The organism is Acidobacteriota bacterium (assembly GCA_022562055.1).
In the GTDB taxonomy this organism is placed as follows: domain Bacteria; phylum Actinomycetota; class Acidimicrobiia; order Spongiisociales; family UBA5794; genus BMS3BBIN02.
In genome coordinates this window covers 24,895-49,870 of the sequence record JADFQA010000010.1, presented here as the reverse complement: position 1 = coordinate 49,870, position 24,976 = coordinate 24,895, and the positions used below count along the sequence as shown (strand labels likewise).

25 protein-coding genes are annotated in these 24,976 nt (G+C 59.6%); 10 read left to right on the top strand and 15 right to left on the bottom strand.

Features of this window, described 5'->3' with window-relative positions:
• Positions 1 to 90: 90 nt before the first annotated feature.
• The 3 genes from IIC71_04930 to gnd all read left to right on the top strand — a co-directional run bounded on the left by IIC71_04930 (position 91) and on the right by gnd (position 2,215).
• Positions 91 to 471, top strand: coding sequence for a hypothetical protein (locus tag IIC71_04930; protein MCH7668537.1), 381 nt, complete (start codon positions 91 to 93; stop codon positions 469 to 471).
• Positions 472 to 680: 209 nt separating this feature from the next.
• The gene (locus IIC71_04925; protein ID MCH7668536.1) at positions 681 to 1,292 is read left to right on the top strand and encodes an HAD-IA family hydrolase; all 612 of its coding nucleotides are present in this window, start codon (positions 681 to 683) and stop codon (positions 1,290 to 1,292) included.
• A 14-nt stretch (positions 1,293 to 1,306) separates the two neighbouring features.
• The gene (gene gnd, locus IIC71_04920) at positions 1,307 to 2,215 is read left to right on the top strand and encodes a decarboxylating 6-phosphogluconate dehydrogenase (GenBank protein ID MCH7668535.1); all 909 of its coding nucleotides are present in this window, start codon (positions 1,307 to 1,309) and stop codon (positions 2,213 to 2,215) included.
• A 45-nt stretch (positions 2,216 to 2,260) separates the two neighbouring features.
• Here the strand turns inward: gnd and IIC71_04915 are convergent, their stop codons facing one another.
• The 5 genes from IIC71_04915 to galE form a co-directional block, all read right to left on the bottom strand.
• Positions 2,261 to 3,775, bottom strand: coding sequence for an aldehyde dehydrogenase family protein (locus IIC71_04915; GenBank protein ID MCH7668534.1), 1,515 nt, complete (start codon positions 3,773 to 3,775; stop codon positions 2,261 to 2,263).
• 52 nt (positions 3,776 to 3,827) lie between these two features.
• Positions 3,828 to 4,208 carry a reactive intermediate/imine deaminase gene (locus IIC71_04910; protein ID MCH7668533.1) on the bottom strand — a complete coding sequence of 127 codons (381 nt, stop codon included), beginning with the start codon at positions 4,206 to 4,208 and terminating at the stop codon, positions 3,828 to 3,830.
• 201 nt (positions 4,209 to 4,409) lie between these two features.
• Complete coding sequence (locus tag IIC71_04905; protein ID MCH7668532.1) at positions 4,410 to 4,793, bottom strand: iron-sulfur cluster assembly accessory protein; 384 nt, start codon at positions 4,791 to 4,793, stop codon at positions 4,410 to 4,412.
• Between the two features lie 80 nt (positions 4,794 to 4,873).
• Positions 4,874 to 5,515, bottom strand: coding sequence for an MOSC domain-containing protein (locus IIC71_04900; protein MCH7668531.1), 642 nt, complete (start codon positions 5,513 to 5,515; stop codon positions 4,874 to 4,876).
• Positions 5,516 to 6,532, bottom strand: coding sequence for a UDP-glucose 4-epimerase GalE (galE, locus tag IIC71_04895; GenBank protein MCH7668530.1), 1,017 nt, complete (start codon positions 6,530 to 6,532; stop codon positions 5,516 to 5,518).
• Between the two features lie 114 nt (positions 6,533 to 6,646).
• Between galE and IIC71_04890 the strand changes: the two genes are divergently transcribed.
• The gene (locus tag IIC71_04890; protein ID MCH7668529.1) at positions 6,647 to 7,798 is read left to right on the top strand and encodes an Mrp/NBP35 family ATP-binding protein; all 1,152 of its coding nucleotides are present in this window, start codon (positions 6,647 to 6,649) and stop codon (positions 7,796 to 7,798) included.
• Between the two features lie 33 nt (positions 7,799 to 7,831).
• Here IIC71_04890 and IIC71_04885 read toward each other — a convergent pair whose 3' ends face one another.
• Complete coding sequence (locus tag IIC71_04885) at positions 7,832 to 10,675, bottom strand: winged helix-turn-helix domain-containing protein (protein MCH7668528.1); 2,844 nt, start codon at positions 10,673 to 10,675, stop codon at positions 7,832 to 7,834.
• Positions 10,676 to 10,789: 114 nt separating this feature from the next.
• On the opposite strand from IIC71_04885, the gene IIC71_04880 reads away from it, so the two are divergent.
• Both IIC71_04880 and IIC71_04875 read left to right on the top strand, forming a co-directional pair.
• Complete coding sequence (locus IIC71_04880; GenBank protein MCH7668527.1) at positions 10,790 to 11,293, top strand: SRPBCC family protein; 504 nt, start codon at positions 10,790 to 10,792, stop codon at positions 11,291 to 11,293.
• Positions 11,290 to 12,264 carry an SDR family NAD(P)-dependent oxidoreductase gene (locus IIC71_04875; protein ID MCH7668526.1) on the top strand — a complete coding sequence of 325 codons (975 nt, stop codon included), beginning with the start codon at positions 11,290 to 11,292 and terminating at the stop codon, positions 12,262 to 12,264. Before IIC71_04880 ends, IIC71_04875 begins: the two co-directional genes overlap by 4 nt.
• Before the next feature lie 121 nt (positions 12,265 to 12,385).
• Here the strand turns inward: IIC71_04875 and IIC71_04870 are convergent, their stop codons facing one another.
• The 4 genes from IIC71_04870 to IIC71_04855 are packed head-to-tail and all read right to left on the bottom strand — an operon-like array spanning position 12,386 to position 15,606.
• Positions 12,386 to 13,594 carry a peptidoglycan DD-metalloendopeptidase family protein gene (locus IIC71_04870; GenBank protein MCH7668525.1) on the bottom strand — a complete coding sequence of 403 codons (1,209 nt, stop codon included), beginning with the start codon at positions 13,592 to 13,594 and terminating at the stop codon, positions 12,386 to 12,388.
• The gene (locus tag IIC71_04865; GenBank protein ID MCH7668524.1) at positions 13,537 to 14,325 is read right to left on the bottom strand and encodes an MBL fold metallo-hydrolase; all 789 of its coding nucleotides are present in this window, start codon (positions 14,323 to 14,325) and stop codon (positions 13,537 to 13,539) included. Before IIC71_04865 ends, IIC71_04870 begins: the two co-directional genes overlap by 58 nt.
• The gene (locus IIC71_04860; GenBank protein ID MCH7668523.1) at positions 14,315 to 15,136 is read right to left on the bottom strand and encodes an NUDIX hydrolase; all 822 of its coding nucleotides are present in this window, start codon (positions 15,134 to 15,136) and stop codon (positions 14,315 to 14,317) included. Before IIC71_04860 ends, IIC71_04865 begins: the two co-directional genes overlap by 11 nt.
• Positions 15,133 to 15,606 carry an FxsA family protein gene (locus IIC71_04855; GenBank protein MCH7668522.1) on the bottom strand — a complete coding sequence of 158 codons (474 nt, stop codon included), beginning with the start codon at positions 15,604 to 15,606 and terminating at the stop codon, positions 15,133 to 15,135. Before IIC71_04855 ends, IIC71_04860 begins: the two co-directional genes overlap by 4 nt.
• Before the next feature lie 36 nt (positions 15,607 to 15,642).
• Between IIC71_04855 and selA the strand changes: the two genes are divergently transcribed.
• Together selA and selB are read left to right on the top strand one after the other, a co-directional pair.
• Complete coding sequence (gene selA, locus IIC71_04850) at positions 15,643 to 16,989, top strand: L-seryl-tRNA(Sec) selenium transferase (protein ID MCH7668521.1); 1,347 nt, start codon at positions 15,643 to 15,645, stop codon at positions 16,987 to 16,989.
• 3 nt (positions 16,990 to 16,992) lie between these two features.
• Positions 16,993 to 18,777 (top strand): selenocysteine-specific translation elongation factor, encoded by a 1,785-nt coding sequence (selB, locus tag IIC71_04845; protein MCH7668520.1) that lies wholly within the window; start codon positions 16,993 to 16,995, stop codon positions 18,775 to 18,777.
• Here the strand turns inward: selB and IIC71_04840 are convergent.
• Together IIC71_04840 and IIC71_04835 are read right to left on the bottom strand one after the other, a co-directional pair.
• A complete protein-coding gene (locus IIC71_04840) occupies positions 18,761 to 19,009 on the bottom strand; it encodes a WhiB family transcriptional regulator (GenBank protein ID MCH7668519.1) in 249 nt (82 codons plus the stop codon). The genes selB and IIC71_04840 overlap by 17 nt on opposite strands.
• 130 nt (positions 19,010 to 19,139) lie before the next feature.
• Positions 19,140 to 20,402: a hypothetical protein gene (locus IIC71_04835; GenBank protein MCH7668518.1), complete on the bottom strand. Its 1,263-nt coding sequence runs from the start codon at positions 20,400 to 20,402 to the stop codon at positions 19,140 to 19,142.
• A 105-nt stretch (positions 20,403 to 20,507) separates the two neighbouring features.
• Here IIC71_04835 and IIC71_04830 point away from each other — a divergent pair, with 105 nt between their 5' ends.
• Positions 20,508 to 20,882 (top strand): response regulator transcription factor, encoded by a 375-nt coding sequence (locus IIC71_04830; GenBank protein MCH7668517.1) that lies wholly within the window; start codon positions 20,508 to 20,510, stop codon positions 20,880 to 20,882.
• A 33-nt stretch (positions 20,883 to 20,915) separates the two neighbouring features.
• Complete coding sequence (locus tag IIC71_04825) at positions 20,916 to 22,163, top strand: HlyC/CorC family transporter (GenBank protein MCH7668516.1); 1,248 nt, start codon at positions 20,916 to 20,918, stop codon at positions 22,161 to 22,163.
• A gap of 16 nt (positions 22,164 to 22,179) precedes the next feature.
• On the opposite strand, the gene IIC71_04820 is transcribed toward IIC71_04825, so the two are convergent.
• The 3 genes from IIC71_04820 to IIC71_04810 form a co-directional block, all read right to left on the bottom strand.
• Positions 22,180 to 22,620 (bottom strand): SRPBCC family protein, encoded by a 441-nt coding sequence (locus IIC71_04820; protein ID MCH7668515.1) that lies wholly within the window; start codon positions 22,618 to 22,620, stop codon positions 22,180 to 22,182.
• Positions 22,621 to 22,682: 62 nt separating this feature from the next.
• Complete coding sequence (locus tag IIC71_04815) at positions 22,683 to 23,648, bottom strand: aspartate-semialdehyde dehydrogenase (GenBank protein ID MCH7668514.1); 966 nt, start codon at positions 23,646 to 23,648, stop codon at positions 22,683 to 22,685.
• A 59-nt stretch (positions 23,649 to 23,707) separates the two neighbouring features.
• Positions 23,708 to 24,940, bottom strand: a complete 1,233-nt coding sequence (locus IIC71_04810; GenBank protein ID MCH7668513.1) for an aspartate kinase — start codon at positions 24,938 to 24,940, stop codon at positions 23,708 to 23,710.
• Between the last annotated feature and the right edge of the window lie 36 nt (positions 24,941 to 24,976).

Sequence of the window (24,976 nt, the reverse complement as noted above, 5' to 3'; positions counted from 1 at the left end):
GCCCCAGACGCCGCAGCTAGATGTCGCGAATCCCGTGGAGACCATCTCGCTCACTCAAGAGACTCCCATAGCTGGCCGATGGCATTGTTCATGAGTGTTGGATTCTTTCTTGCATACGCAATGGGTCAGCGGGCAGCTGCGAACACCGTGCAACGTGCCGCGTCGATACCGGCCCACTCGAGTGTTTCGGTCGACGACATCGAAGACATCTCTGAACGGATCAACCGCCTTGTGCTGATGTCCGCAGCGATGTGGTCGATCATGGAAGAGAACGGCGCCACCCAGGAGCAGCTCCTTCAACGAATCGAAGAGATCGACGCAGCCGACGGCGTCGTCGACGGCACCATTTCGGCAAAAGCGCACCGGTGTGCGAACTGTGATTCGATGGTCGCACCGGGACTGACCGCCTGCCAGTTCTGCGGAGAACCACTCCCGCGAGACTCCACCGCTGGTCCATTCGACACGCTTTAGCAGCCACCTACAGCGTCGACCCAATACACACCGAGCATCGGCTCCGCGTGGTGCGACGGTCGGTTCAGCACCACCGGTCACAAAGAGACGCCATTGTGCGCCGCTATCGTCCACTACACGACGAACTTGGTCTTTTGTCGGCAAATCATCCCCCAGCAACGACGTCGAGTACCGGGGTCGGTGTGCGGTCAATCTGAAAGGTGGGCACCATGGCTGATATCAAAGTGTTGTTCTTCGACGTAGGCGGCGTGTTGCTTAGCAACGGGTGGGATAGGTCCTCTCGCCGAATAGCGTGCGAGCGATTCGGACTCGACTGGGAGGAGTTCCAAGATCGTCACGAATTCGTTGCGCTCGACTTCGAGAAGGGTCATCTGTCGATTTCCGAGTACCTCGGACGCACGGTGTTCTACCGGCAGCGAGACTTCTCCGAGCCGGGGTTCATCGAGTTTATGAAAACTCAGTCGACGGTTCTCCCAGGCACGCTGGACCTAGCGCGCGAACTCGCCCGCACCGGTAAATACCTCTTGGCCACCCTCAACAACGAGTCACGCGAACTGAACGACTATCGCATCGAGAAGTTTGGACTACGTGAGTCGTTCTCGGTGTTCTTCTCGTCGAGCTACCTCGGATTAGCGAAGCCGGATCAAGCGATATACAAGGTTGCAGTCGACATCACACAACACGACCCCGACCAGTGCGTTTTCATCGACGATCGGGAACTCAACCTGGAGTGTGCTGACCTGGCGGGCATCATCCCGATCCACTTCACCAACGTTGCCAATCTGAGGGACTCGCTGGAAAGCCTCGGCGTAGCGGTATGACACAGGAGAACACAATGGAAATTGGCATGATCGGGCTGGGAAAGATGGGGGCCAACATGGCTGACCGGCTCGTAAGAGGCGGCCACCGAGTTGTCGGGTTCGACTTGAACCCGGAGGCCGTTGCCGGCCTCATCGAACGTGGCGCCGAAGGGGTCGACTCTCTCGAAGAACTCGTGGGCAAGCTACCTACACCAAAGATCTTGTGGATCATGGTGCCGTCTGGAGCGCCAGTGGACTCCACCATCGATGCGCTGCTGCCTTTCCTTAGCAAGGGGGACATCGTCATCGACGGTGGAAACTCGAACTACAAGGACACGCAGCGCCGCGCCGAAATGTTGCGCGAAAAAGGTCACCACTTTGTCGACGTAGGCACAAGTGGAGGAATCTGGGGGCTTGCACAGGGGTATTCGATGATGATCGGAGGAGATCACGACACCGTCGAATACCTACGGCCGATTTTCGAAACGCTGGCGCCGGCACCTGACGAAGGGTGGGGGCGCACGGGTGACTCGGGCGCCGGTCACTATGTGAAAATGGTCCACAACGGCATCGAATACGGTCTAATGCAGGCCTACGCGGAGGGGTTCGCCCTCATGGAGGCGAAGGACGATTACGGCTTCGACCTTGCCCAGATAGCGTCGATCTGGCACCACGGCAGCGTCGTGCGATCATGGCTTCTCGAACTCATCGAGTCGGCCCTCGACGAAAACCCGACAATGGACGGGATCGCACCGTTCGTACCCGACTCTGGGGAAGGACGTTGGACGGTATTTGAAGCGATCGACCTCAACGTATCTGCGCCTGTCATTTCTCTCTCGCTCATGCGTCGCATCGGATCGCGTGACGAGGTCGAATACGCCGATCGGTTGTTATCAGCCATGCGGAACCAGTTTGGCGGGCACGCCGTCAAACGCGAGACCTGACATCGATGTTCGCGCCCGGCCCTCCTAGCTGAGAGCGGCGGGCACCTAGCCGAACTCGATGCCCTGCGCCAGCGGCAGGTCGGACGACCAGTTGATCGTGACCGTCTGGCGTCGCATATATGCCTTCCACGCATCGGACCCGGACTCGCGGCCACCGCCGGTCTCCTTCTCGCCGCCGAATGCGCCGCCGATTTCGGCTCCTGAGGTGCCAATGTTGACGTTCGCAATTCCGCAATCAGAGCCCTCCGCGGAGAGAAACCGTTCCGCGGACCGTATCGAATCCGTGAAGATTGCCGACGAGAGCCCCTGTCGCACACCGTTCTGCACCGCCAACGCCTCATCGAGATCTTCAACTTCGATGAGCCACATGATCGGACCAAAGGTCTCCTCTTGTACGATTGCAGCGTCAGCGGGGATACGGATCAAGGTTGGTTCGAAGAAGTACCCGTCGCCTGCAATCGGATTTCCCCCAAAGAGAACCTCTCCGCCTTGTTCTTGCGCAATGGCGACAGCCGCCGAGGTCGTCTCGACGGCGGATTGGTTGATAAGCGGACCCATCAGTGTGCCGTCGTCGAGCGGATCGCCGATCGGGATGGTGCCGTACGCCTCCACAAGCGGACCGACAAGTTTTGCGGTCGCGTCCTTCTGAACGATCAAACGTCGCAGACTCGTGCAACGCTGGCCTGCGGTACCGACGGCGGAAAAGAGTGCGCCACGCAACAACAGCTCGGGATCAGCGTCGTCAAGAGCGATGATGGCGTTGTTTCCGCCAAGTTCCAACAGCGATCGGCCGAGGCGTCGCGCCACCGCGGTGCCAACAATCGTGCCCATACGAGTCGACCCGGTTGCAGAAATCAGCGGGATGCGTGGGTCGTTCACCATTGCTTCCCCGACAGGATCGACGTCACCGACAGCAAGGTTGAACACACCCTCAAACCCGGTGCCCGCCATGACTTCGTGGACGATATTCGTCACCGCGATCGACGTGAGCGGCACCGCAGGAGAAGGTTTCCAGATCATCGTGTCACCACACACCGCGGCAAGCAAGGCGTTCCAAGCCCAAACGGCAACCGGGAAGTTGAAGGCAGTGATGATCCCAACAGGACCTAGCGGATGCCACTGCTCGTACATGCGGTGGCGTGGCCGTTCCGACGGCATGGTGAGTCCATAGAGTTGGCGAGACAGACCAACCGCGAAGTCTCCGACGTCGATCATCTCCTGAACTTCACCAAGACCCTCGGGGAGGATCTTGCCCATCTCCATCGAAACGAGCGCACCAAGCGGCTCCTTGTAGTCACGAAGGGCAAGAGTGATCTGGCGGACATAGTCGCCACGCTGAGGGGCAGGTACCATCCGCCACCGTGCAAATGTCTCCTCGGCAGATTGGACCGTCGCCTCAAAATCGGAGCTGTTGGCCATCGTGACCGATGCAATCGGTTCAGCGGTTGCGGGGTTCTCGCTGGTGATTGATTGACCACCGGCGTCCCGCCAACCCCCCGCGTACACACCAGAATTGGTTTCGCTGATGCCAAGTTCTCTGAGAAGGTTTGCTCGATCCATGGGTTCTCCCGAAAAGGTGTGATGTGGTGGGCTGGTTTCCGTCGGTGCAGGTTTAGCGGGTAGCGATGGTTTCGATCTCAACGTTGTAACCACCCGGAAGAGCAGACACCTCTACGGTGGAGCGCGCTGGAGGATCGACCGGGAAACGTTCGGCGTACACCGCGTTGACCTTGGCGAAGTCGCTCATGTCAGTCAAGAAAATGGTCGTTTTCACAACGTTGGTGAAGTCCATGCCAAGATCGCTGAGCAGCAACGAAATGTTCTCCATCACGCGAGCAGCCTGCACAGCGGCATCGCCTTGCACACCTTCGCCGGTAGCAGGGTCGACCGGGATCTGACCCGAGATGTACACGAACCCATTCGCTTCACAGGCCACCGAGTACGGACCAATCGGTGTGGCGGCGTTGGGAAGGTCAGGTATGAGTTTTGGCATGTCAGTCACGCTCCTAGAAGAGTTGCTGCCAGGCAAGGCTAACTGAAATCAACCACGACACGAACAGAACCGGCATGCAAAGGTGGCCATCGACACGGGACTCGGTTGTTTCGCCGCGGCCGGTGTGCTCGCACGAAAAAAGCGACCCTCAGGTCGCTCTGTTCGTTGTTGCACGACGGTTGTCGCCGGAGCGGTATCCGTTCAGCTGAACGATTGGCCGCAGCCGCAACCTCGCTGTTGATTGGGGTTGTTGATCGCAAAGCCGGAACCCTGCAGACCCTGCTCTTTATAGTCCACAGTCGAGCCAGAAAGCTTCATCGTGCTGTCCTCGTCAACAATCAGACGAACACCATCGGTGACGGAGACGACGTCTGACTCGTCGATCTTCGAATCGAAGTACATTTCGTACGAGAAGCCGGAGCAACCACCGGGACGCACGGTGAGGCGCAATCCGAGGCTGATGTCGCCCTCAGCCGCGATGAGTTCGCCGACCTTGGCGGCGGCCGCCGTGGTGAGCATCACAGGGATTATTTCGGTAGCGGCATCTAGAACAACCGCCTTGGTGGCAACATCATTGGTCAACATGTACAAAAGCCTTTTCCGGAGACTTCTTCATTATACGACCAAATTCGGGCATTCTTGACAGAATGTAATCCTTTGAGACGTCACGTCCCCAGGCGGTCACATCGCGCCTGATACATGACGCGGTCTCTTTCAGAGATCGGAGCGCCGAGGACGTAGTCGAGAAACGCACGGTCCTTCGAAGAGTCGAAATAGCCCTCGACGAGTTCCAAGATCGTCGGGTTGTCGGTTGACGCCGGTTTGTACCCGACGCGCATTCCGGATTGAACCGTCCCGTAAGTCAGGACTCTTGTGTAGAAACCGGGGCGTTGCGCGACCCGGAAACGTTTGAGGAACTCGGAGTCCCCAACGTGGTGCACAACAACCGCACACGCTATGCGAGGACCGGTCGCTTCGAGCACGACGTCACCGATCGTGAACCGGTCCCCCACACGCAACGTTGCACCGTCATATCCATCAAACACGAGGTTCTCACCAAAACCACCGCTCGGGACCGCATACCCGTACTCGGATTGCCACCAGTCGGCGTCCTCTCGGCTGTACACGTAGACGGCTTGGTCAAGGCCGCCGTGATTGACCTTGTCAGCAATGATGTCACCAACTAGTCCCAATGCATCTATACGGACCTCGGGGACCTCGGTCTTACGGATTCCGGTGTCGACGACGCGGCGGGCAAGCGAGATCGTCTCGGCGTGGTCGGCTCGGTGGATGGTGAGCAGCTTCATCTAAGACCCTTTGAAGCCATGGGGGTTATTCGACTGCCAATTCCAAGAGTCGGCGCAGCCCTCAACCAGCGTTTTGGTCGCCTTCCAACCGAGTTCACGTTCGGCCTTTGAAACGTCGGCCCAGGCCTCGGCGGCGTCCCCGTCGCGGCGGCCGACGATTTCGTACGGGATCTCAACGCCGGTGGCTTTCTCAAAGGCTGCCACCACCTCAAGCACGGATACGCCTCTACCTGTCCCCAGGTTGTACACCACAACACCGGGGTCCTCAGCAAGTTTGGCGAGGGCTGCGACGTGACCTGTTGCCAGGTCGAAGACGTGGATGTAGTCACGGATCGGGGTGCCGTCAGGGGTCGGCCAGTCGTCACCGAACACACTGAGTTTTTCGAGACGGCCGACCGCGACCTGTGCAACAAAGGGCAGCAAGTTGTTGGGTATGCCGGCAGGGTCTTCGCCGATAAGACCGGAGCTGTGGGCGCCGATCGGGTTGAAGTAGCGCAGCAAAATGATGTTCCAACCGGGTTCTGACGCGGCAACATCGCGGAACATCTCTTCGAGCATCAACTTCGTCCGCCCGTACGGGTTGATCGCAGACAGAGTGGACTCCTCTGTTAGAGGAAGCTCATCGGGGATGCCATACACCGTGGCCGAGGAGGAAAACACCAGATTTCTCACGCCATGGTTCGCCATGACTCGGGCCAGGACCGCCCCACTCCCAATATTGTTGAGGTAGTAGTCGATCGGCCGAGACACAGACTCGCCTACTGCCTTGAGTCCGGCCATGTGGATAACCGAGTCAAAACTGTGTTCGTCGAAGACGTCGTTGAGCGCAATCGCGTCGGTGATATCGACTTGCACAAAGGTCGTGGGGTGGCCGATGATCGTCTCAAGACGGTCGATCACTTTGCGGTCGCTGTTCACCAGGTTGTCGGCAATGACCACATTGTGCCCAGCGGCGGTCAGTTCGATGACGATGTGACTGCCGATGTAACCGGCGCCGCCGGTGACAAGAACGTTCATATGATCCTCCGAGCGCGAGCGCGCTGACGGCTTGGGTACTAGGTGGTCGGCCGTCACGATAGCAACGCTCAGTGGGACGTCGTGGCTGACGTCTCACTCAGATACCATACGGGCATGATTCGCCGCGACGACATTGAAGGAGCCCTGAGGGGCGTGATCGACCCTGAACTGGGCATCGACATTGTCGAGCTCGGCATGGTCGCCGGGATCACTATCGACGGTGGCCAGGTGACGATCGGAATCGCCCTCACGATTGCGGCGTGCCCGATGCGCGACCAGATCGAAACGGACGTCGTACGCAAGGTCGGCAGCTTTCCAGGTGTGGACGATGTGAGGATCAAGATCTCGGCGATGACCAAGGCACAACGCACCGAGCTGATGGAGAAGGCCCGACTGCGGGTCCGCGACAACGCCGAAACAACCATGGTGAGCCCGACGACCCGCGTCATTGCGGTGTCATCCGGGAAAGGAGGCGTCGGTAAGTCGTCGTTGACCGCGAACCTCGCGGTCGCGCTGGTGGACTTGGGTCACAAGGTCGGCATTCTCGACGCCGACATTTGGGGGTTCTCCATCCCCCGCATCCTCGGTTCGCTCGACACCCGGCTCGAAGCAGCCGATGATCGCAAGATCCAGCCGACAATCGCCTACGGGATCGAAGTCGTCTCGACCGGTCTCATCATCGAGGATGAACAAACTGCGTTGATGTGGCGGGGGCTGATGCTGTCGAAGGCTCTCGAACAGTTCTTGCGTGATGTGGCGTGGTCGAAAGACCTCGACTACCTACTGATCGACATGCCGCCCGGCACAGGGGACATCCAGATGGCGCTGGGTCGCCTCCTCCCTCAAGCCGAGATGATCGTTGTCACCACCCCGCAAAAGGCCGCCCAAAAAGTCGCCGCGCGAGTGGCCGACATGGCTCGACGGTCGTTCATGCCGGTGCTCGGGGTCATTGAAAACATGTCTGGATTCACCACCGAGGACGGCAGCCACTACAAATTGTTTGGCGAAGGCGGAGGTCAAGAACTCGCGGATCAGATCGGGGTGCCGCTGCTAGCCAAGATTCCCCTAGATCCACACGTCGTCGAAGGCGGCGACAATGGCAAGCCGGTTGTACGCTTTTACCCTGACGGCCCCGCAGGAAAGGCAATTATCGCCGCTGCAAAAACATTGGTTGGTGTGGTCCCACCCGCCGAGGACGACTCGTGTGGAACCCGGATGGATATCATTGCCCAACGTCTTGAAGACATGGAGACCGCTCGCGCCTAGCCACCGGGGGCAACCATCCCAGTCTGCGGCATGTCAGGACGCCACTTTCCATCGATCGACCCTCGCGATTTCGCCGGCCACGACGCCCCGCGGATCGGCGCGACCCGCGCGCATCATCAGATCGACATCGTCACCGATCTCAGAACGCAAGGCACGTTCGAGGTCATCAAGCTCGCCGAGCTTCGATGGCGAGCCGGGCAGCCCCCGATGCTCACGAAGCGGATGTGCCGCGCCCCATAAGCGCGCCGAACGATCAAATTCTCCGCGACGGCGGGCGATGTCGGCGAGTATCTCCAAGCACCACGAGATGTTGCGGTCATCAAAGACGTCAACGGACTTGGCGAGAGCATCCAAAGCGTATGCGTCTGCGGCATCGAGATCATCTCGATCGAGGGAGACGTGGGCATGGGCGATGAGGCCCCACGCTATGCCCCGCTGGTCGCCGCACCGGTCGAAAATTTCGATCGTGGTCTCAGCGTGGGTGAGGGCGGCGTCTAAGTCCTTCGCCACAAGGGCGATCGTAGCTAGAGCGCTGTATGCCCACGCCACCCTCCAATCGTTCCCAGCTTCGGTAGCAAGGCGGACGATCGTCTCCGCTGAGACTCGGGCTGCATCTAGATCGCCGGCCGACCTCGCCAAGAGGGCATCCACGGACAGAGCTAGAATCACATCAACCGTGTCACCAATCGCGGTCGCTGTTTCAAGCGCCTGTTCGCCAAACCGCCTGCCCATATCCATGTCGCCGAATTCCCATGCCAAATAGGCGCGCCATCCCTGGATCGCACCGAGTCCGACGATCGGTTCTGACACCGCCTCATCGAGCCTCCGATACCACTCGAACGCCTCCTTCAAGTGGCCGGTCCAATCCCAGTAACCGCCAAGATGTCCGCCCATCCGGATGCCACTTTCAATCGAGCCGCCAGCGATACTCCAAGCGAGAGCGGCCCTGATGTTCTCGTACTCGCCGTTCAGACGGTGCAGCCAGGTGACCTGGTCCGGCCCGCAAATTCCATCGGCGGACTCAGCGACCAACGACATAAATGTGTCTAGGTGAGCGTCTTGCGCCGACGCTAGCTCGGTGTCGGACAATTCCCGCGCTCCGTACTTGCGGATCGTTTCGAGCATCGCGTACCGAGCGGATCCAATGAGGTCGGTCACCCGATAGATCAGAGACCGATCAACGAGAGCGGCCAACACCTCGCGCATCTCGTTGTCTGACACACCAACAACGCTGGCCGCAGTTTCCACACCATAACTGCCGGCAAAGACACTCAATCTCAGCAAGGCGTCAAGAAGCGGCGGTTGAAGCAGCGACACACTCCACTCGACCGCCCCAAGAAGCGATTGTTGTCGTATCGGTGCGGTCCGTGGACCGCGCCCAAGTATCTCGAATCTGTCGCTCAACCCTCTTGCAATCTCATCGAGGGACATCGACCGTGTACGCGCCGCGGCAAGCTCTACAGCAAGCGGCATGCCGTCGAGCTCTGACACAATGTTGGCCACGGCAGCGAGATCAGCTTCGGTCCAATCACGTCGTTGGCCGCTTGCGCCCTTGGATCGCTCCAAGAACAGGGCAACCGCGGCAACCTCGTCGAGACGGTCGTATATCGAGTCCGTTTCGCCAGGCAATGCCAACGGCGGGACATTGACCACAACCTCACCCGAAACGTTCATCGTCGACTGACTGGTCGCAAGCACCGATAGGCCCGGACAGCGTTGCAGAAGAGTTTCCACGAGGTCCCCCGCGGCTTCCGCGAGGTGTTCACAGTTATCGAGCACTATCAACACGGATTTATGTCGCAGCGCCGCGGCAACGGTGTCAACAACTTCCGCTGCCGGGTCTTCTTTGACTCCCAACGTTCGACCGACGACAGCAGGCACAAGTTCAGGCTCCTCGAGACCGTCGAGTTCGACAAACCACACACCGTCGCGATAGCTCGAGTGAAGCTGGTTGGCCACCGCAATAGCGAGTCTCGTTTTGCCGGCTCCTCCCGAACCAACCAACGTGACCAACCGAGACACCGAAAGAGTGCCGATGGTGTCCGCAACCGCCGATTCCCGGCCGATCAGACGATTGGTCGGGGTTGGGAGATTGGTGCGGGAGGGGTCGATGGACAACGCTGGCGCATCGAGATCTGCGTCTTGGTCGATGATATTTTGCTCAAGATCGCGCAGCTTGGCTGACGGTTCGATGCCGGCGTCCACCAGAGCACCGCGAGCGTCCTGATACGCGCGCAACGCTTCTGTTTGCCTGCCGTCGCGATAGAGGGCAGTCATTCGCTGTGCCCACAGCCCCTCGCGGACCGGGTAGCGAGACGTGAGGTCCTCGAGCAGCGGAATCATTTCGCCGTGGCGACCCTGTGCAAGGGCAATGTCGATGCTCAACTCCTGTGCGCTAACACGCTCAGCATCGAGCCGGTCAGCTTCCGCACTCGCAAAGGCTTCGTAGCGGAACTCGTCGAGCGCCGGCCCACGCCACAACCGAAGCGCAGCTTCGATGGAATTTCGCGCCTCTGCGTTGGCCTCAACTGCGAGATGCGACCTGGCGGCACCAACGTGACGCTCGAACTCGACATTGTCGACCGTGATCGTCGACGACTCGAGAAGGTAGCCGGGCGATAGCGTAACGAGCCGCCGTGGCTTGGACGGATCATCTTCGAGAAGCTTCCGCAGCTGTGCGACCTGGTACTGCAATGTGTTTGATGGGTTTGCGGGCAGATCGTTGCCCCAGACAGCCTCGATCAGCCGATCCTGAGAAACGACCTCGCCGAGATGGATGGCAAGCATCGCGAGAACGGCCCTCTGTTTAGGGCCGCCGAGGACCAATAGCGTGTTGTCCTGACGGACCTCGAGGGGTCCAAGAATTGCAACGTGCATGTACCGACTGTACCGCGCTCGCACACAGCTGACCGCCGGTCCGGGTCGAGTACACCAGGACCACAGCAAATACACAGCACCCTGATCCATCATTCACTTTGAAAGGAGTAGCCCATGGAACCGATGAGGGCCGACATGATCATCGAAGCGCCTCGCCACGTCGTGTGGGACGCACTCGTGGACGGCGATGCGGTCGTCGAATGGAACCCTGCAATACGCGAAATTCAGCGCAGATCCGACGAACCGCTTGGGATCGGTGCCACCCGCAGATGCTCCATGAGTCCAAGCGGATGGATGACCGAAACGGTGGTCGAGTGGGACGAGGGTTCGCTTGTCGGCTACAGCATCCACGATGCGTCGCCGCTGAAACACGGTCTGATACGTTTTGAACTTACTGACCAAGCGACGGCGACACGGATCAAGGCAAGCTTTCGATACAGCGTGCGACTAGGGCCGCTTGGTCCGGTCATCGATCGGCTTATTGTCCATCGCCAACTCAGCGCGGCGTGGGAACGCAGCCTCGAAGGGCTTCGCCTATACACAGAATCGCTAACGCGCAAGGGAGCGGGCGGACACACGTCCATACCCCAAACCGCAGAACAAGGAGAGATACCATGACCAGCAACACCAATCACGCACTCGTCACGGGTGCGACGTCGGGCCTCGGCCTGGAAGCAGCGGCCCAACTCGCTGAAGCCGGATGGGCGAAGGTGACCGTGACCGGGCGCACCGAAGCTAAAGCTAAAGCAGCCTCGGCCACCCTTGCACAACGGACCGGGAAGGACGTGTTTTCACCACTTGCGCTCGACCTTAACAAACCGGCCAGCGTCAAGGCGGCCGCGGCGGAGCTTGCCGCCAACGGAGACACCATTGACTTCCTGCTACTGAACGCAGGACTGGTCTCGGGAAGCGAACTACGTCAGACCGACAGCGGTATCGATATGACCTTCTCTTCTTCGCTTATTGGACATCATCAGCTCACGATGCAGATCCTTGAGGATGGCCTGCTGGCAGAGAGGGCGAAAATCGTGATTGCCGGGTCAGAGGCAGCTCGCGGCGACATGCCGACCTTCAAGGTGACCGATCTCAGCGATGCGTCCAAGCGGTACGGCGGCGACCTTGTCGCAACTGCGGTATCTGTGATCCGTGGAGAAGAACCCAAGAAGTTCAAGGCCGCGGTGTCGTATGCAAACGCAAAGATGTTCGTTGCTTGGTGGAGCCAGCAGCTCGCGAAAAAACTGCCCGACGGCGTGACGGTGAACACCATCTCTCCGGGAAGCGCACCGGACACCGACGCGGGGCGGAACGCGAACGCCTTCATGAAATATGTCATGCTTCCAATGTTCAAGTACTCCCCCAAGTTTCTCGGCATGAAACACTCCACCGCCACGGGGGCGTCGCGGTATTTGCAGGCGTTGGAGTTTGGCGACGATGTCAACGGCGAGTTTTTCGCATCACGGCCGAAGAAGGTAACCGGCTCGCTCGAACGCATGGAGCATGTGCACTTCCACGACCTGGAGGCCCAACAGGCCGGTTGGAAAGCAATCGTCAAGGTCTCAAACGGCATCGACTACCCAGTCAACGCATAGTCCCGACCGAAAAGGGCGAGGACAACACAGAAAAAAAACCCGTTCTGGCGTCCAATAGTGCAGGATCCTGCTGCACTATTGGACGCCAGAACGGTCTGTGTGAAGGGCCGCGCTTCGTCTGTTACCCGCAGAGGCCCTTCACGAGTGGGTAGGGGTTGACGGCGCCACCTCCGCCGGGGTGGTACTCGAAGTGGACATGCGTGACGGTGTAGCGGGCATTTCCTGAGTTGCCGATGTAACCCAGCAGCTCACCGGCCGCCAACGATTGGCCTACCGAAAGCCCCGGCGCCCAACCATCCATGTGGGCGTAGTAGTACTCGTCGCCGTTGGCCGCTTTCAACCACACGGTGATGCCACCCAGCGACCCGCTACTCATCCGCTTCACAACCCCGGCTTCGATCGCTACGAGCGGCGTTCCTCGCACCGCAATCATGTCAACACCCTGATGCGAACGGCCTCCCGAGCGGCGGGCACCCCAGGTATCGACAAACGAGCTTGCGCCGTCGACCGGACACGCGAAACCACCTACTGGCGGAGGAGGCGGTGGCGGTTCAGGAGGAGGCGTTGTGGTAGTCGTACTTGTCGGAACAGTTGTCGTACTTGTCGGGACGGTTGTCGTCGAGGTCACCACCGGCGCCGCGGTCGTTGTGGTGGTGGTCGTCGTCGTGGTGGTCGTCGTGGACGTTGCCAGCCACTTGCGGTACTCCTGCTCTTCGTACGCCGCGGTGATCTCCTTGTAGGCCTCGTTGGCACGATCGAGTTCGCTGATGATCTGTTCGGCCAGCACAGCGAGCCGTTCGTTCGTCACGACCTGGCGCTCCAACGCATCAGTCATCCGCTCCCCCTGCGCGGCGTAACTAGCGGACAAGGCCTCTACGCGCCCAATCGCCGCCGTCTCGCGGGAGGTGAGACGGCTGAGGTACTCCAACTTGATTGCTGCTTCACCAATGTCCGCCGTGGTGAAGAAGGTGCCGATACCTGTCAACTCGTTGCGTCGATAGATTTCCCCAAGCAGCGCGGCGGCACTCTCGCGGGTCACGGCGAGTTCTGCCTCTGTCCGGGTTAGGGAAATTGACAGGCGAGCGACCTCGCTCTGCAACTCGTCGAGACGCACGATGCTCTGTTCGTATTCGGTAGTCGCATCGATTAGCCGATCCTGAGACGCGATCCGCTCTCTGTCGGCGGCGTCGAGATCGGACTGCGTGATGTCGCGGGCTGCGTACGCCGGTGCAATCACCACCGCAACCAACGAGAACACAAGCAGCAGCCGTTTCACGATGTGCCGGTGCTCAAGGAAAGTCGGGTCGCAGCCAGAACGTTGCCATCCCACTCGTCGATTCGTTGATCCTTGGCAAGCTTTTGCAATACGACGCCCACCTGATGCATAGCTGCCGGCACGAGGGCGCTCGCCAAGCCCGTGTACACGGCGTCAACAATGTCGCCGACACTCGATGCGCCCGCGGCGATGGCAGCAACGAACTGATCCTCACGCATCGTGCGATGCGCAATGTAGGCCTGTATTGCGGCCCGCCCATCTTCAATTCGTTCGCCATGGCCGGGGAGAATGACCTCGGGAGCGACCATGTCAACAACATCGAGCGACTCCATGTATGCGGTAGCGTCTTCGAGAATGACTGTCGATCCCGAAATAATGTGATCGCCGCTAAACAGAACATCGTCGCCTAGATAACACAGATGGTCATCCGTGTGACCGGGAGTGTGGATCACGCTGAGGGAGTACGAGCCGACCTCCAGGACGTCGCCGTGCGCAAGCGTGTCAGACGGCTCGAACTCGGGACCGGGACGAAAACCGTACACCGGCACCCCAAACTCATTTCCCAGCGGATTCGCCGCGGGTGCGTGGTCGGGATGAGTGTGGGTCACGGCTACACCGATCACCTCGTCGGACCCAAGAGCGTGACGGATCGCGTCGAGATGGATGCCGATGATCGGCCCTGGATCGAGAATGAGGGCGACCCCGCTGTCAGCGATCACGTAGGTGTTCGTCCCACGACCCGTGTACGGACCGGGGTTCGGGCACAGGACGCGTTCAACTCGCATTCGAGACCTCGACCATCGACCCGTCGCCAGACTTGAGAGCGACCGACGCGGCACGGCTCAACGCCTGCGGGTTCGCCGGAAGGTCGCCCACCGCATCGAAACCGTCGTCGCCGGGGAGCAGAACCTCGAATGAGTCGTCGTCGAGAATCCTCATCCTCGGCTGGATCACGTCGACCTGGTCGAGCGCCTCGATGTGCCCAAGCCATGCTGATACAGACTCGTAACGGGAAATCGTCTCAAGCGTTCGTGCGGTCGGAAATGGTACCGTCCACTCACCCGATTCAGAACGTTTCACAGCATCGCCCGGATGGATCCACTCCGCGTCCGCAATTTCTCCCGGGTCGGGGTCAGGGTCGATACCCATCGGGAGTCCAACTGCAAAGAATCGCGCCTCGAAACGCATAGGCACAATCGTCGGCGTCACCCATGTCGTAAACCACGAAAAGCTTGCGCCTGCCCACCGGCGGCCGCTTGCGGCCAGGTGTTCGTTCACCGTTGCGTTGCGCAGGGCGCGAGCGAAGCCGCTAGCGACCCAAGCCCCTTCAGTAGTGACCCAGATGCCGGTCTCCTCGCAGAGCTCACGTGCTGCAGCTGAAACCCAAGGCGCGAGGGCGTCATCGACGCCGGTCAGGGCAACAGCTTCAGCAAGACCGTCCTCGGGGTCGAGAACCCCACCGGGAAACACCCAAGCATTCGCCATGAACTTTGCGGTAGGACCTCGCTTGACCATAAGGACCTCTAAGCGATCACCGTTCTGGCGTACGGCACAGACAGTCGATGCAGGCCGCGGCGCGCTACTTTCGGTCGTCATACGTCAATCACACCGGGAGGGGGATCGTCATTGTCGGGCTCGGTTGGCGCATTCGGGAAAGGTCCATTTGGGCCTGCAAACGGACCGCCGAAGGTCTGCACCCGTAGTCGCCCGCGAAACATACGAATCGCGAAAATCCGGAGAACTTCTCGTATGCCCGGTATCAGCAACGCAAATCCGATGGCATCCGTGATGAACCCGGGTGTTACCAACAATGCGCCGGACACCAAGATCATCGAACCGTGCGCTATTTCCTTAGTCGGAATTTCGCCCTGCGCAAACGTCGTCTGAACCTGCTGCCATGCGACCCGGCTCTGGCGGGAAACAAGGGCCGCGCCGATAAGCGCCGTCATGATGACAAACAGCAACGTGGACCCCCAGCCGACCGAGTTTGAAACTCTGAGAAAAAGCGCGATCTCTGCGATCGGCATCGCCACAAAGAGAAGAAACAGGAAGCTGGAAGTTCGCATACATTGAAGGATACCGCGGCGGGTATGCTGCGCCACATGAGCCTACGCGATCTCCCGGGTGTCGACACCCTCGTGCAAACCTTGAGCGCCGAGAAATTTTCGACAGGCCTCCCAGAAGCGCTCATCGTTGATATCGCACGCCGCGCAATCGACGAGACAAGACGCGATCTTCAGGTCGGGAGCAGTCCGCGCCCGGCTGATCAGTCCGCGCGCGCGACCATCACAGTGTTGTCGGTGGCCTCCACGAGGCCAATCATCAACGCAACCGGTGTATTGCTGCACACCAACCTTGGCCGGGCACCCCTGCACGCCGAAGCGGCAGAGGCCGCGGCCACCGCAATGCGCGAGTCGACGAACCTCGAATTCGACCTATCGACACACGACCGCGGCGGTAGGGCAGGGTACGTCAAGGCGCTGCTCACTGCGCTGACAGGTGCGGAGGCCGCGCTCGTTCTAAACAACAACGCCGCGGCGTTACTCCTCACGCTCGCAGCCCTCTCGAACGGTCAACGGACCGTTGTGTCACGTGGAGAATTGATTGAAATCGGGGGCTCGTTTCGTCTACCAGAACTCATGGCGGCCAGTGGGGCACTGATCGACGAAGTCGGCACAACAAACCGGACGCGCAAGTCAGACTACGAACGAGCCACGTTGGGGGCGGGCATCGTGTTAAAGGTGCACCCGTCGAACTACATCTTGCAGGGCTTCACGGAGGAAACGAGCTGGCGTGATGTTGCCGACGTGGCCACCGAGCACGGAGTTCCTTTCGTCGCCGACATCGGATCGGGGCTGCTTGACGCAACCGTACCGTGGATACCTGGGCCACCACCTGCGTGGCTCTCCGACGAACCCGGAGTGAAACAGACTCTTGCGGATGGCGCCGATCTCGTGCTCTTCTCAGGCGACAAGCTCATCGGGGGCCCCCAAGCGGGGATCATCGTTGGCACGTCTGACCTGGTCGATCGGCTAAGAGTCCATCCGATCGCACGCGGTGTCCGAATCGACGGGGCCTCGCTCGCTGCCCTCGAGACGACGCTCGCGCTCTACGCAGAGGGGAAAACCCTCGAAATCCCGTTCTGGCGGAGAGCGACCATGGGACTCAACGCCCTGTCGGAGAGGCACCGCCGCTTGATCGACACTGTGAGATTCACCGGCGACCTCGTCACAGCAGATTCGGTCCCGGGAGCAGGCACGGTCCCCGGTGTGGGCATTCCGTCGATCGTCGCAACTTTCGAGTGCAACGCTGACGACGTGTGGCACAAACTCCTTGATCGACACACTCCAATTCTTGCCCGCCGCCGTGATGGGTGTCTCGTCATAGATCTGCGCTCCGTCGACGAGACCCGCGACGGGGAAATCGCCAACGCCCTCAACACCGTTTGACCCATGCCTATCGTCGCGACCGCCGGCCATGTAGACCACGGCAAGTCAACGCTCATCATTGCGTTGACCGGGATTGACCCGGATCGTTGGACCGAAGAGAAGGAACGGGGGCTTACGATCGATCTTGGTTTCGCCTGGGCCAAACTCGACGACGACACGGAAGTCGCCTTCGTAGATGTTCCTGGGCATGAGCGGTTCATCAAGAACATGCTCGCAGGGATCGGGGGACTCGACGTGGCTCTTCTTGTCGTCGCCGCAGATGGCGGCTGGATGCCGCAAACCGAGGAGCACGCAGCCGTACTTGACCTCCTCGAAGTTACCCATGGCGTGATCGCCGTTACCCGTATCGACCTGGTGGACCATGACCTTGTAGAACTTTGTGAGTTCGAGGTGGCCGAACGCACCGTCGGGACGACACTCGAACACTGGCCGGTGGTGCCGGTGTCTGCCATCACCGGCGAAGGCATCGGCAAACTCAAACGGGCACTACTCGATGCTCTTGCTCTCGTCAGCAGGAACACCGGGGACCCATATCTGTGGGTCGACCGATCGTTCACCATCGACGGAGCGGGGACTGTCGTCACCGGGACTCTCGCCGGCGGTCCGATCACTCGCGACACGGCTCTCGTGCAATGGCCCGAGGACAAGCCCGTCCGCATACGTGGTCTGCAGACGCTGGGGCGAGACGCTGATGAAATTGCGCCGGGTTCACGCGTGGCGGTGAACTTGTCGGGAATCGACGCAGCGCAGGTTCGTCGCGGTACCGTGCTTGCGCCGCCAGACACGTACCGACCGACATCGCGGTTTCTTACAAAGCTACGCAAGGTTCGCACCGTTGAAAAGCTGACCGATCGCGGCGCCTATCACTTGCATGTGGGGTCAGGGAGTTGGCCCGCGACGCTACGAATCGTGGAGGGTCTATCCGACAAAGAGGGTGTCGCCCTTGTCACAACGCAGACCCCTGTCCCGCTACGGATGGGAGACCGGGTGATCATCCGCGACACGGGGCGCCGGATGGTCGCGGCAGGTGGGCGGGTTCTTGACCCACATCCAGCGCCAAAGAGCCGTCGCTACCGGAAAACCATCGTCGGACTACGCCACGCTTTGAAAAACCGGACGTCGTTTGCCGATGCCCTCCTGCAGGCGCGGGGTTCGACCGACCTCGAAGAACTGCGCCGAGATACTGGTGGTGTGCCGACAGCCGGGACCGTGGTGGCGTCGACCGCTTTCACCGACGAGCGTCTTGCGATGCTTGGCGAAAAGCTGTCCGAGTTCATCGCGACATTTCACATTGAGTTCCCCCTTCGGCCGGGAACCCCGAAAGCAACCTTGGCAACACAGCTAGGTGTCGACGTCGCGGTCATTGAATATCTCGGGTCAGATCTTGACACCATCCACGACGATGGCCCGACCCTGAGGCTCGATGACTTCATAGCTACCTACACAAGAGAAAACGACTCGGCGTGGCAGCATGCCCGTGCGACTCTTCTCGCCAACGATCTAAGCGTGCCACGTCTATCAGAGCTCGGACTCGACGAAGAACTGCTTCATGCACTCATCCGCGAACACTCCTTGGAACGCATCGACAGCGACCTCGTCTATCTGCCAGAGCAGATGATCACAATCACGTCGCGGCTCGCTGATCTCGAAGGGACTTTCAGCGTCGCCGATTTCAGGGACGCCCTCGGTGTGAGCCGGAGACAGGCGGTGCCACTTCTCGAATGGCTCGACTCAAACGGTTGGACGACGAGAACCGGGGACGTACGTACCCTTAGACAGCGGCCTTAGTCAGAACTTGGCGGCGTTCGGCCTCGGTGAGTCCGCCCCAGATACCGTATGGCTCGTTGATCTCGATAGCAAACTCAAGACAATCTCTCTTCACCGGGCAGGCTGCGCAAACTGCTTTTGCACGAAACTCCCTCCGCTCACGTTCGTCTTTTCTCTCGCTCCGATTCGGTGGAAAAAAGAGGTGAGAACGGTTTCCACGACACAATGCGACTGGCTGCCACGAACGATCCATAGGGACCACGGTTCCTCCTGAGGGGATGGGAGATATCCAAACGGTGGAAGAAAACTAGCCGCTGCGGACCGCTCCGTCCAGGAAAAGTTTTCCATCGTTCAGCGACATTTCACAATCGGCCAATTTTGGTTCACCGATCAAGCGGCGAAACGTCCAAAACTACGCCGGTTACCGCCTCAACGACCAGACGATCGCCGGGCACAATGTTTGCCGCCCTGGTAGCAGTTGCCCGCCACTTTGCTCCGTTGACTTCGACCATTCCGTGGGGATCGAACACGGAAACGGCCTCTCCATGTTGGCCGATCAGGTACTCGCGACCGATCGTCACAGTCGCAAACCGGGAGCGACCAACGGTCGTAAGAGCGACCGCAAAGAAAAACAACGCGGCAAGCACGGTCAACAGTACCGCCCACCATTGTGGACCGAATTGGTCAGAGCGCACCCACGTCGCTCCCCCGAAGAACAGCAGCAGCGTGCCAACACCGGTGAGAGGCCCAAGCGAACTCCGCTGGAAATCTGCTGTGTACAGCGCAAGCCCGCCGAACACTGCTCCAACCCCGAACCAATTCATCGGAAGGACCGCAAAGCCATAGCCCGCCAGAAATAGCGATAGGGCCGCCACCGCAGCTGTGATGCCAACGCCAGCTGCATAAAACTCAAAAGCCACTGACGAGAGACCCACCACTAGGAAGAACAGCGCGGCCTCCGGACGTGCGCCGAGGCGAAGAAACCTGGTGGTCAGTCCGGGTTTCACAAACCGTATCGAGACAGACGAGACGTTCACCGTTGCGCCGTCGATATTGACAAGCTCAGCGGTCTCCAACGTCACCGGACCGTTCGCCGTCTCAATCGTCCGCCCGTCCAGACTCCCCATAAACTCACCAATCGTCGGATCGATAGAGTCGATGAGATCGTCCACAGGCTCTGTGATCCGAATGGTGCTGTGGTCGAGAGCCGGATCGATATCGCGGACACCGAAAACGACAGCACTGTCCGTGCAACAGACAACGGGTTGCAAATTGCCAATGGTGACGTCAGGCGCTGCACTGGTGACATGCGCGTACCGAAGTATCTGGGCGGCGCCGCCCTGGACAGTTGAACCGATAGGTCCAACCCATGCGCCGATCGGGATGTCTGATTGGAGAATCGCCTCGTACAGCTCGGTCGGGTCACCAGACGCTATGCCGGGCTGTGCGAGAAGAATGATCACAAGCTGAGCGTCTTCGGTTTGCACCGTCTCGGTGAGAAAGTCAAGTGCTCGCTGGTCGAGCGGGCCACTGACATCGGCCACAACAATGGGGCCGTCGCTGGTGGCGGTCTGGGCGAGAGCGGCCGATGTTAAGAACCCGAAGACCGCAAGGAGCAAGATGATGGATGTAGTGATTCGGCGCATTCCAAGCAGATTCTAAGCGAATGCCAATGCGTTGAAGTTCCCCGGATCGGCTGCCGCGGCGTCTTTGTCTTGTCAGCACCAAGGACTGCCGATACTCTCTGCACCATGACCAAGGTTCTTCTCGTCGTCGAAACGCCATGGGCGCGCAACGGGGTGCACGCGGCACTCACCACGCCCGAATTCGAGATCATCGACCACGAGGATCCCCAGACCGCTGCGGCCGCGACGGTCGCGAACCGTGTTGACGTCGCGGTGGTCGATCTACAGATCGCCGCAATGGGTGGCATGGCGGTAGCCCGGGCTGTGCGAGACGCCTCGACAAAAAATGGTGCAGAGACGCCGGTCGTGATATTGATCGACCGAGCCGCCGATGCGTTCATCGCCAAGCGAGCAGGTGCGGCTGCATGGGTCACCAAACCAACCGACCCGCACGAACTACGTGCCGCCATCCGTAGCTGCGTTTCAAGCCCCGAGATATAGAGCAATACAGAGGCGCGGCTCCCCGACTCAATCATGAACCTTCGTCTTGCCTACATCATCATCCTCGTATTGAGCACGTTAGGTTCGGGGTTCTTTTCCGGGTCCGAGACGGCGTTGATGTCCCTCGGCAAGGAAAGGGTGCACCAGCTCGCAGACCGGGGGCGTCGCGGACTCCGAGTCCAACAGCTCGTGAGCAACCCGGAGAGGTTGTTGTCGACCCTCCTTGTCGCAAACAACGCCGTCAACATCCTCGGCACCGCCATTGCGACCGCATTGTTCATCGATCTGCTGGGGACGACCCGGGGACCAATCGTCGCCACTGTCTTGGTGACGGTCGTGATCCTCATCGCTGGTGAGATCACACCGAAAACGTTGGCCCGACGATCTCCTGAAAGGTTCTCGCTCGTCGTTGCGCCGACGATCTACCGGCTGTCGATTGCATTGGCCCCGATAGCCTCGTTCTTCACTGCGATCACCCAACGGATCCTGCAGATCTTCGGATCTAGTGACCATACGGACTTGAGCAACGTCACTGAGGAGGACATCCTGGCGCTGGCCGACCTCGGCCACGAAGAAGGCGGCATCGAAACCGTCGAACGTGAAATCATTGACTCCCTATTCGCCATCGCTGAGAAACCGGTGCGCGACGTCATGACACCACGGGTGGACCTGGCAACGATGGTCGCGCCCGTCACCGCGCGCGACGTGCGCGAATTGGTGTCCGCAACCGGTCACAGCCGCTACCTCGTGACCGGGACTAGCGTCGAGGACGTACTCGGCATTCTCTACGTGAAGGACGTGCTGCTGCTCGGAGAGGGCGCCACATCCGAAGCGATCCGGCGTTTGCTCAGACAACCGCTATACATCCCAGAGTCCACACCGATCCTCGAGGCGCTGCAAACGCTGCGGACCAACAGGTCGGCATTTGCAGTGGTCACCGACGAGCACGGCGGCATCGAGGGGATTGTCACGATAAAGGACCTGATAGCGGAGCTTGTTGGCACGCTTCAGGACGAGTACGACCCGGGAGCCCCGGCGATTGTGCCGCTCGGACTACGAACATGGATCGCAGACGGGCGGGTAGACGTAGACGACCTGGCCACGGCGACCGGCGTTGAGATCGCTGATGGGCCGTACTCGACGATGGCGGGACTGTTTCTGGATCTCTGCGGCCGAATCCCGGCCGAAGGTGACCGCATCGAAGCGGGTAAGAATCTGGAGCTGACCGTCCTTCGGATGGACCGCAATCGCATAGATCGCATCAAAGTGGAACGCACGTAGCGCGTCCGGCACCAGGTTATGCGTCGACGGCGGCTTTTAGGGCTTCTAGTTCTCTGTCGAGGCGTCGGCGCATTGACCGTTTGAGCAGCGGACCGCCGATGAAAAAGAGTAGGCGACTCGCCAAGCTATCCGGGCCGGATTCAATCACCGACGTCACTTCGGTGGAGCCGTTGTTCCCGCTGAACTCGAGACGACCCTTGAAAGACATCGGACCCTTTGAGGAGGCAAAGCCGAACACTTTTCTGGCTTCCCACTTCGTGATCTTGAACTCAAGGTCAACGGGTCGGCGCGCAACCAGGTATGTGGCAACGAACTTGGCGCCTTTCTCCTTGGCATCCGTGACCATCTTCGCCGCGGTAACACCGGTCATCCAAGCAGGCATGCGCGACACGTCAGAGACGTACGAAAACACATCGTCGACGGGACGATCGATCGTGATAGTAGAGGTTGTCTCCATGACGGACTCCAATGCGCCTGACGGTCCTTAGCGTAGAGTATCGGCAGGCTTAGCGCGCATCATTAGGCGAGTAGCAATTCGGCGAGCTGAACCGTATTCAAAGCCGCCCCCTTGCGGAGGTTGTCGCTGACGACCCAGAGGTTGATACCACCTTTTTCGCCAAGCGTGTCGCGAACTCGCCCGACCAGAGTTTCATCAATCCCGGCCGCATCCAGCGGAGTCGGGACTTTCTCATCGCCCCACACTTCTATCCCGGGGGCTTCGGCGAGGATCGCGAGCGCCTCATTTCGGTCGACGGGACGATCGAAAAACATTGTTGCGGCAATCGAGTGACCAACCGCGACAGGAACCCTCACACAAGTTGGTTCGACCCTGATCCCACTAGCACCAAGGATCTTGCGTGTCTCGGTCACCAACTTCCACTCCTCGTCGGTGTAGTGCTGATCAACGATCGTGCCGAGATGGGGAAGGACATTGAACGCGATCGGCCGCGAATAGAGTGTTGATCCGGGGTCCGTCCAGGTGCCGTTTCCGAGCGCGTCAGCGTCCTTGGAGAGGATGTCGTTCTCGTGCATCAAAACCTCAATACCCTCTTGACCTGATCCTGAGGTCGCTTGAAACGACGTCGCCACCATCCGATCAATCCCGGCTGCTCGGTGAAGAGGACCTGCCGCCATCATCAGCGCCATTGTCGTGCAGTTCGGATTTGAGACAATGCCAGCATGTGCATAGATAGCGTCGTCGTTGACATCAGCGACCACAAGAGGTACATCCGGATCAGCTCGGAACGCAGATGAGTTGTCGATCACGACAGCTCCGGCGGCCGCGAACTGCGGTGCGTACTCTTTGGAGCGCGCACCGCCGGCTGAAAAGAGCGCTATATCAATGCCCGCGGGATCTGCGGTCGCGAGGTCTTCTATCGTGACATCTCCCCACGGCGTCGAGACAACCTTCCCAGCGGAACGATGCGAAGCCAACAACCGGAGTGATGTCAGCGGGAAGTCGCGTTCGACAAGAATTGACAGCATCGTGGTGCCAACGGCCCCCGTTGCACCGACAATCGCGACTGACGGTTTGCTGATGCCGTTCACAATGACTCTTCCTGCGGCTCAAGAATCGGCTTGAATCCCGCGTGCAGCGCTCGTACGGCGTCCTCGGTGCGGTGTTCGGCGACAATACATGAAATGCGGATCGGGGATGTAGCGATCATGCCGATGTTGATGTTGTGGTCCGAAAGAATACGAAACATCTTGGCGGCGATACCGAGTTCGTTCTTCATTCCTGCGCCGACAATGGAAACCTTGCCGATGGCTTCATCGACATCAACGCCCCCCGCTCCAAGACCGGCAACGATCGCCTCCGCGGTCGTGCGTGCCTTCTCCACCTGAACTTTGGGCACAGTGAACGAAATGTCCGTGACACCGTCGGTCGAAACGTTCTGCACGATGAGGTCAACGGTGACCCCGGCCTGCGCGAGAGGCTCGAATACTTTTGCAGCAATGCCGGGCGTGTCCGCAAGGCCTTGAATCGTCACCTTTGCTTCCGATTTATCGTGAGCAATTCCACGAACTATCGCTTCCTCCATCATTTTCTCCTTGACCCAGGTACCCTCTCCATCATGGAACGATGAGCGAACATGAATCGGTATTGAATAGCGGCGGCCAACCTCGACCGAGCGTGCCATAAGTACCCCCGCACCCCCAGTCGCCAGCTCAAGCATCTCTTGGAAAGAGATTTCTGATAACAAGCTGGCATCAGAGACAACGCGCGGATCGGCTGTGAACACCCCGTCGACATCAGTATAGATTTCGCAGAAGTCTGCCCCCAACGCAGCCGCCAACGCAACCGCGGTTGCGTCGGTACCGCCACGGCCGAGAGTTGTGACGTCCCTTGAACGCGGGTCTACGCCTTGAAATCCGGCAACGATCACCACTTTGCCGGCCTCAATCCCCTCGCGCACGCGGTCGGCGCGGATGTCAATGATCTCAGCTTGACCATGAGTCGAAGTGGTGAGAATGCCAGCCTGGGAACCCGTGAGACTCACGGCAGGAACGCCAAGGTCGTCAAGCGCCATTGCCAGCAAGGCCATCGAAATACGTTCGCCAGCCGTAAGCAGCATGTCCAGTTCGCGAGGGTGCGGGTTTGAACTCACCTCGCCGGCGAGAGCGATCAATTCGTCGGTAGACCTGCCCATGGCGGACACCGCAACGACGACTTGACTACCACCACGAAAGGTTTCAGCGATACGACGAGCAACGTTCGTGAGCAGCTTCGCATCGCCGACCGAGGTACCACCAAACTTCTGTACGACCAAGACCATGGTCTGGAAGTGTAGGTCGGTAAACAGATACACCAA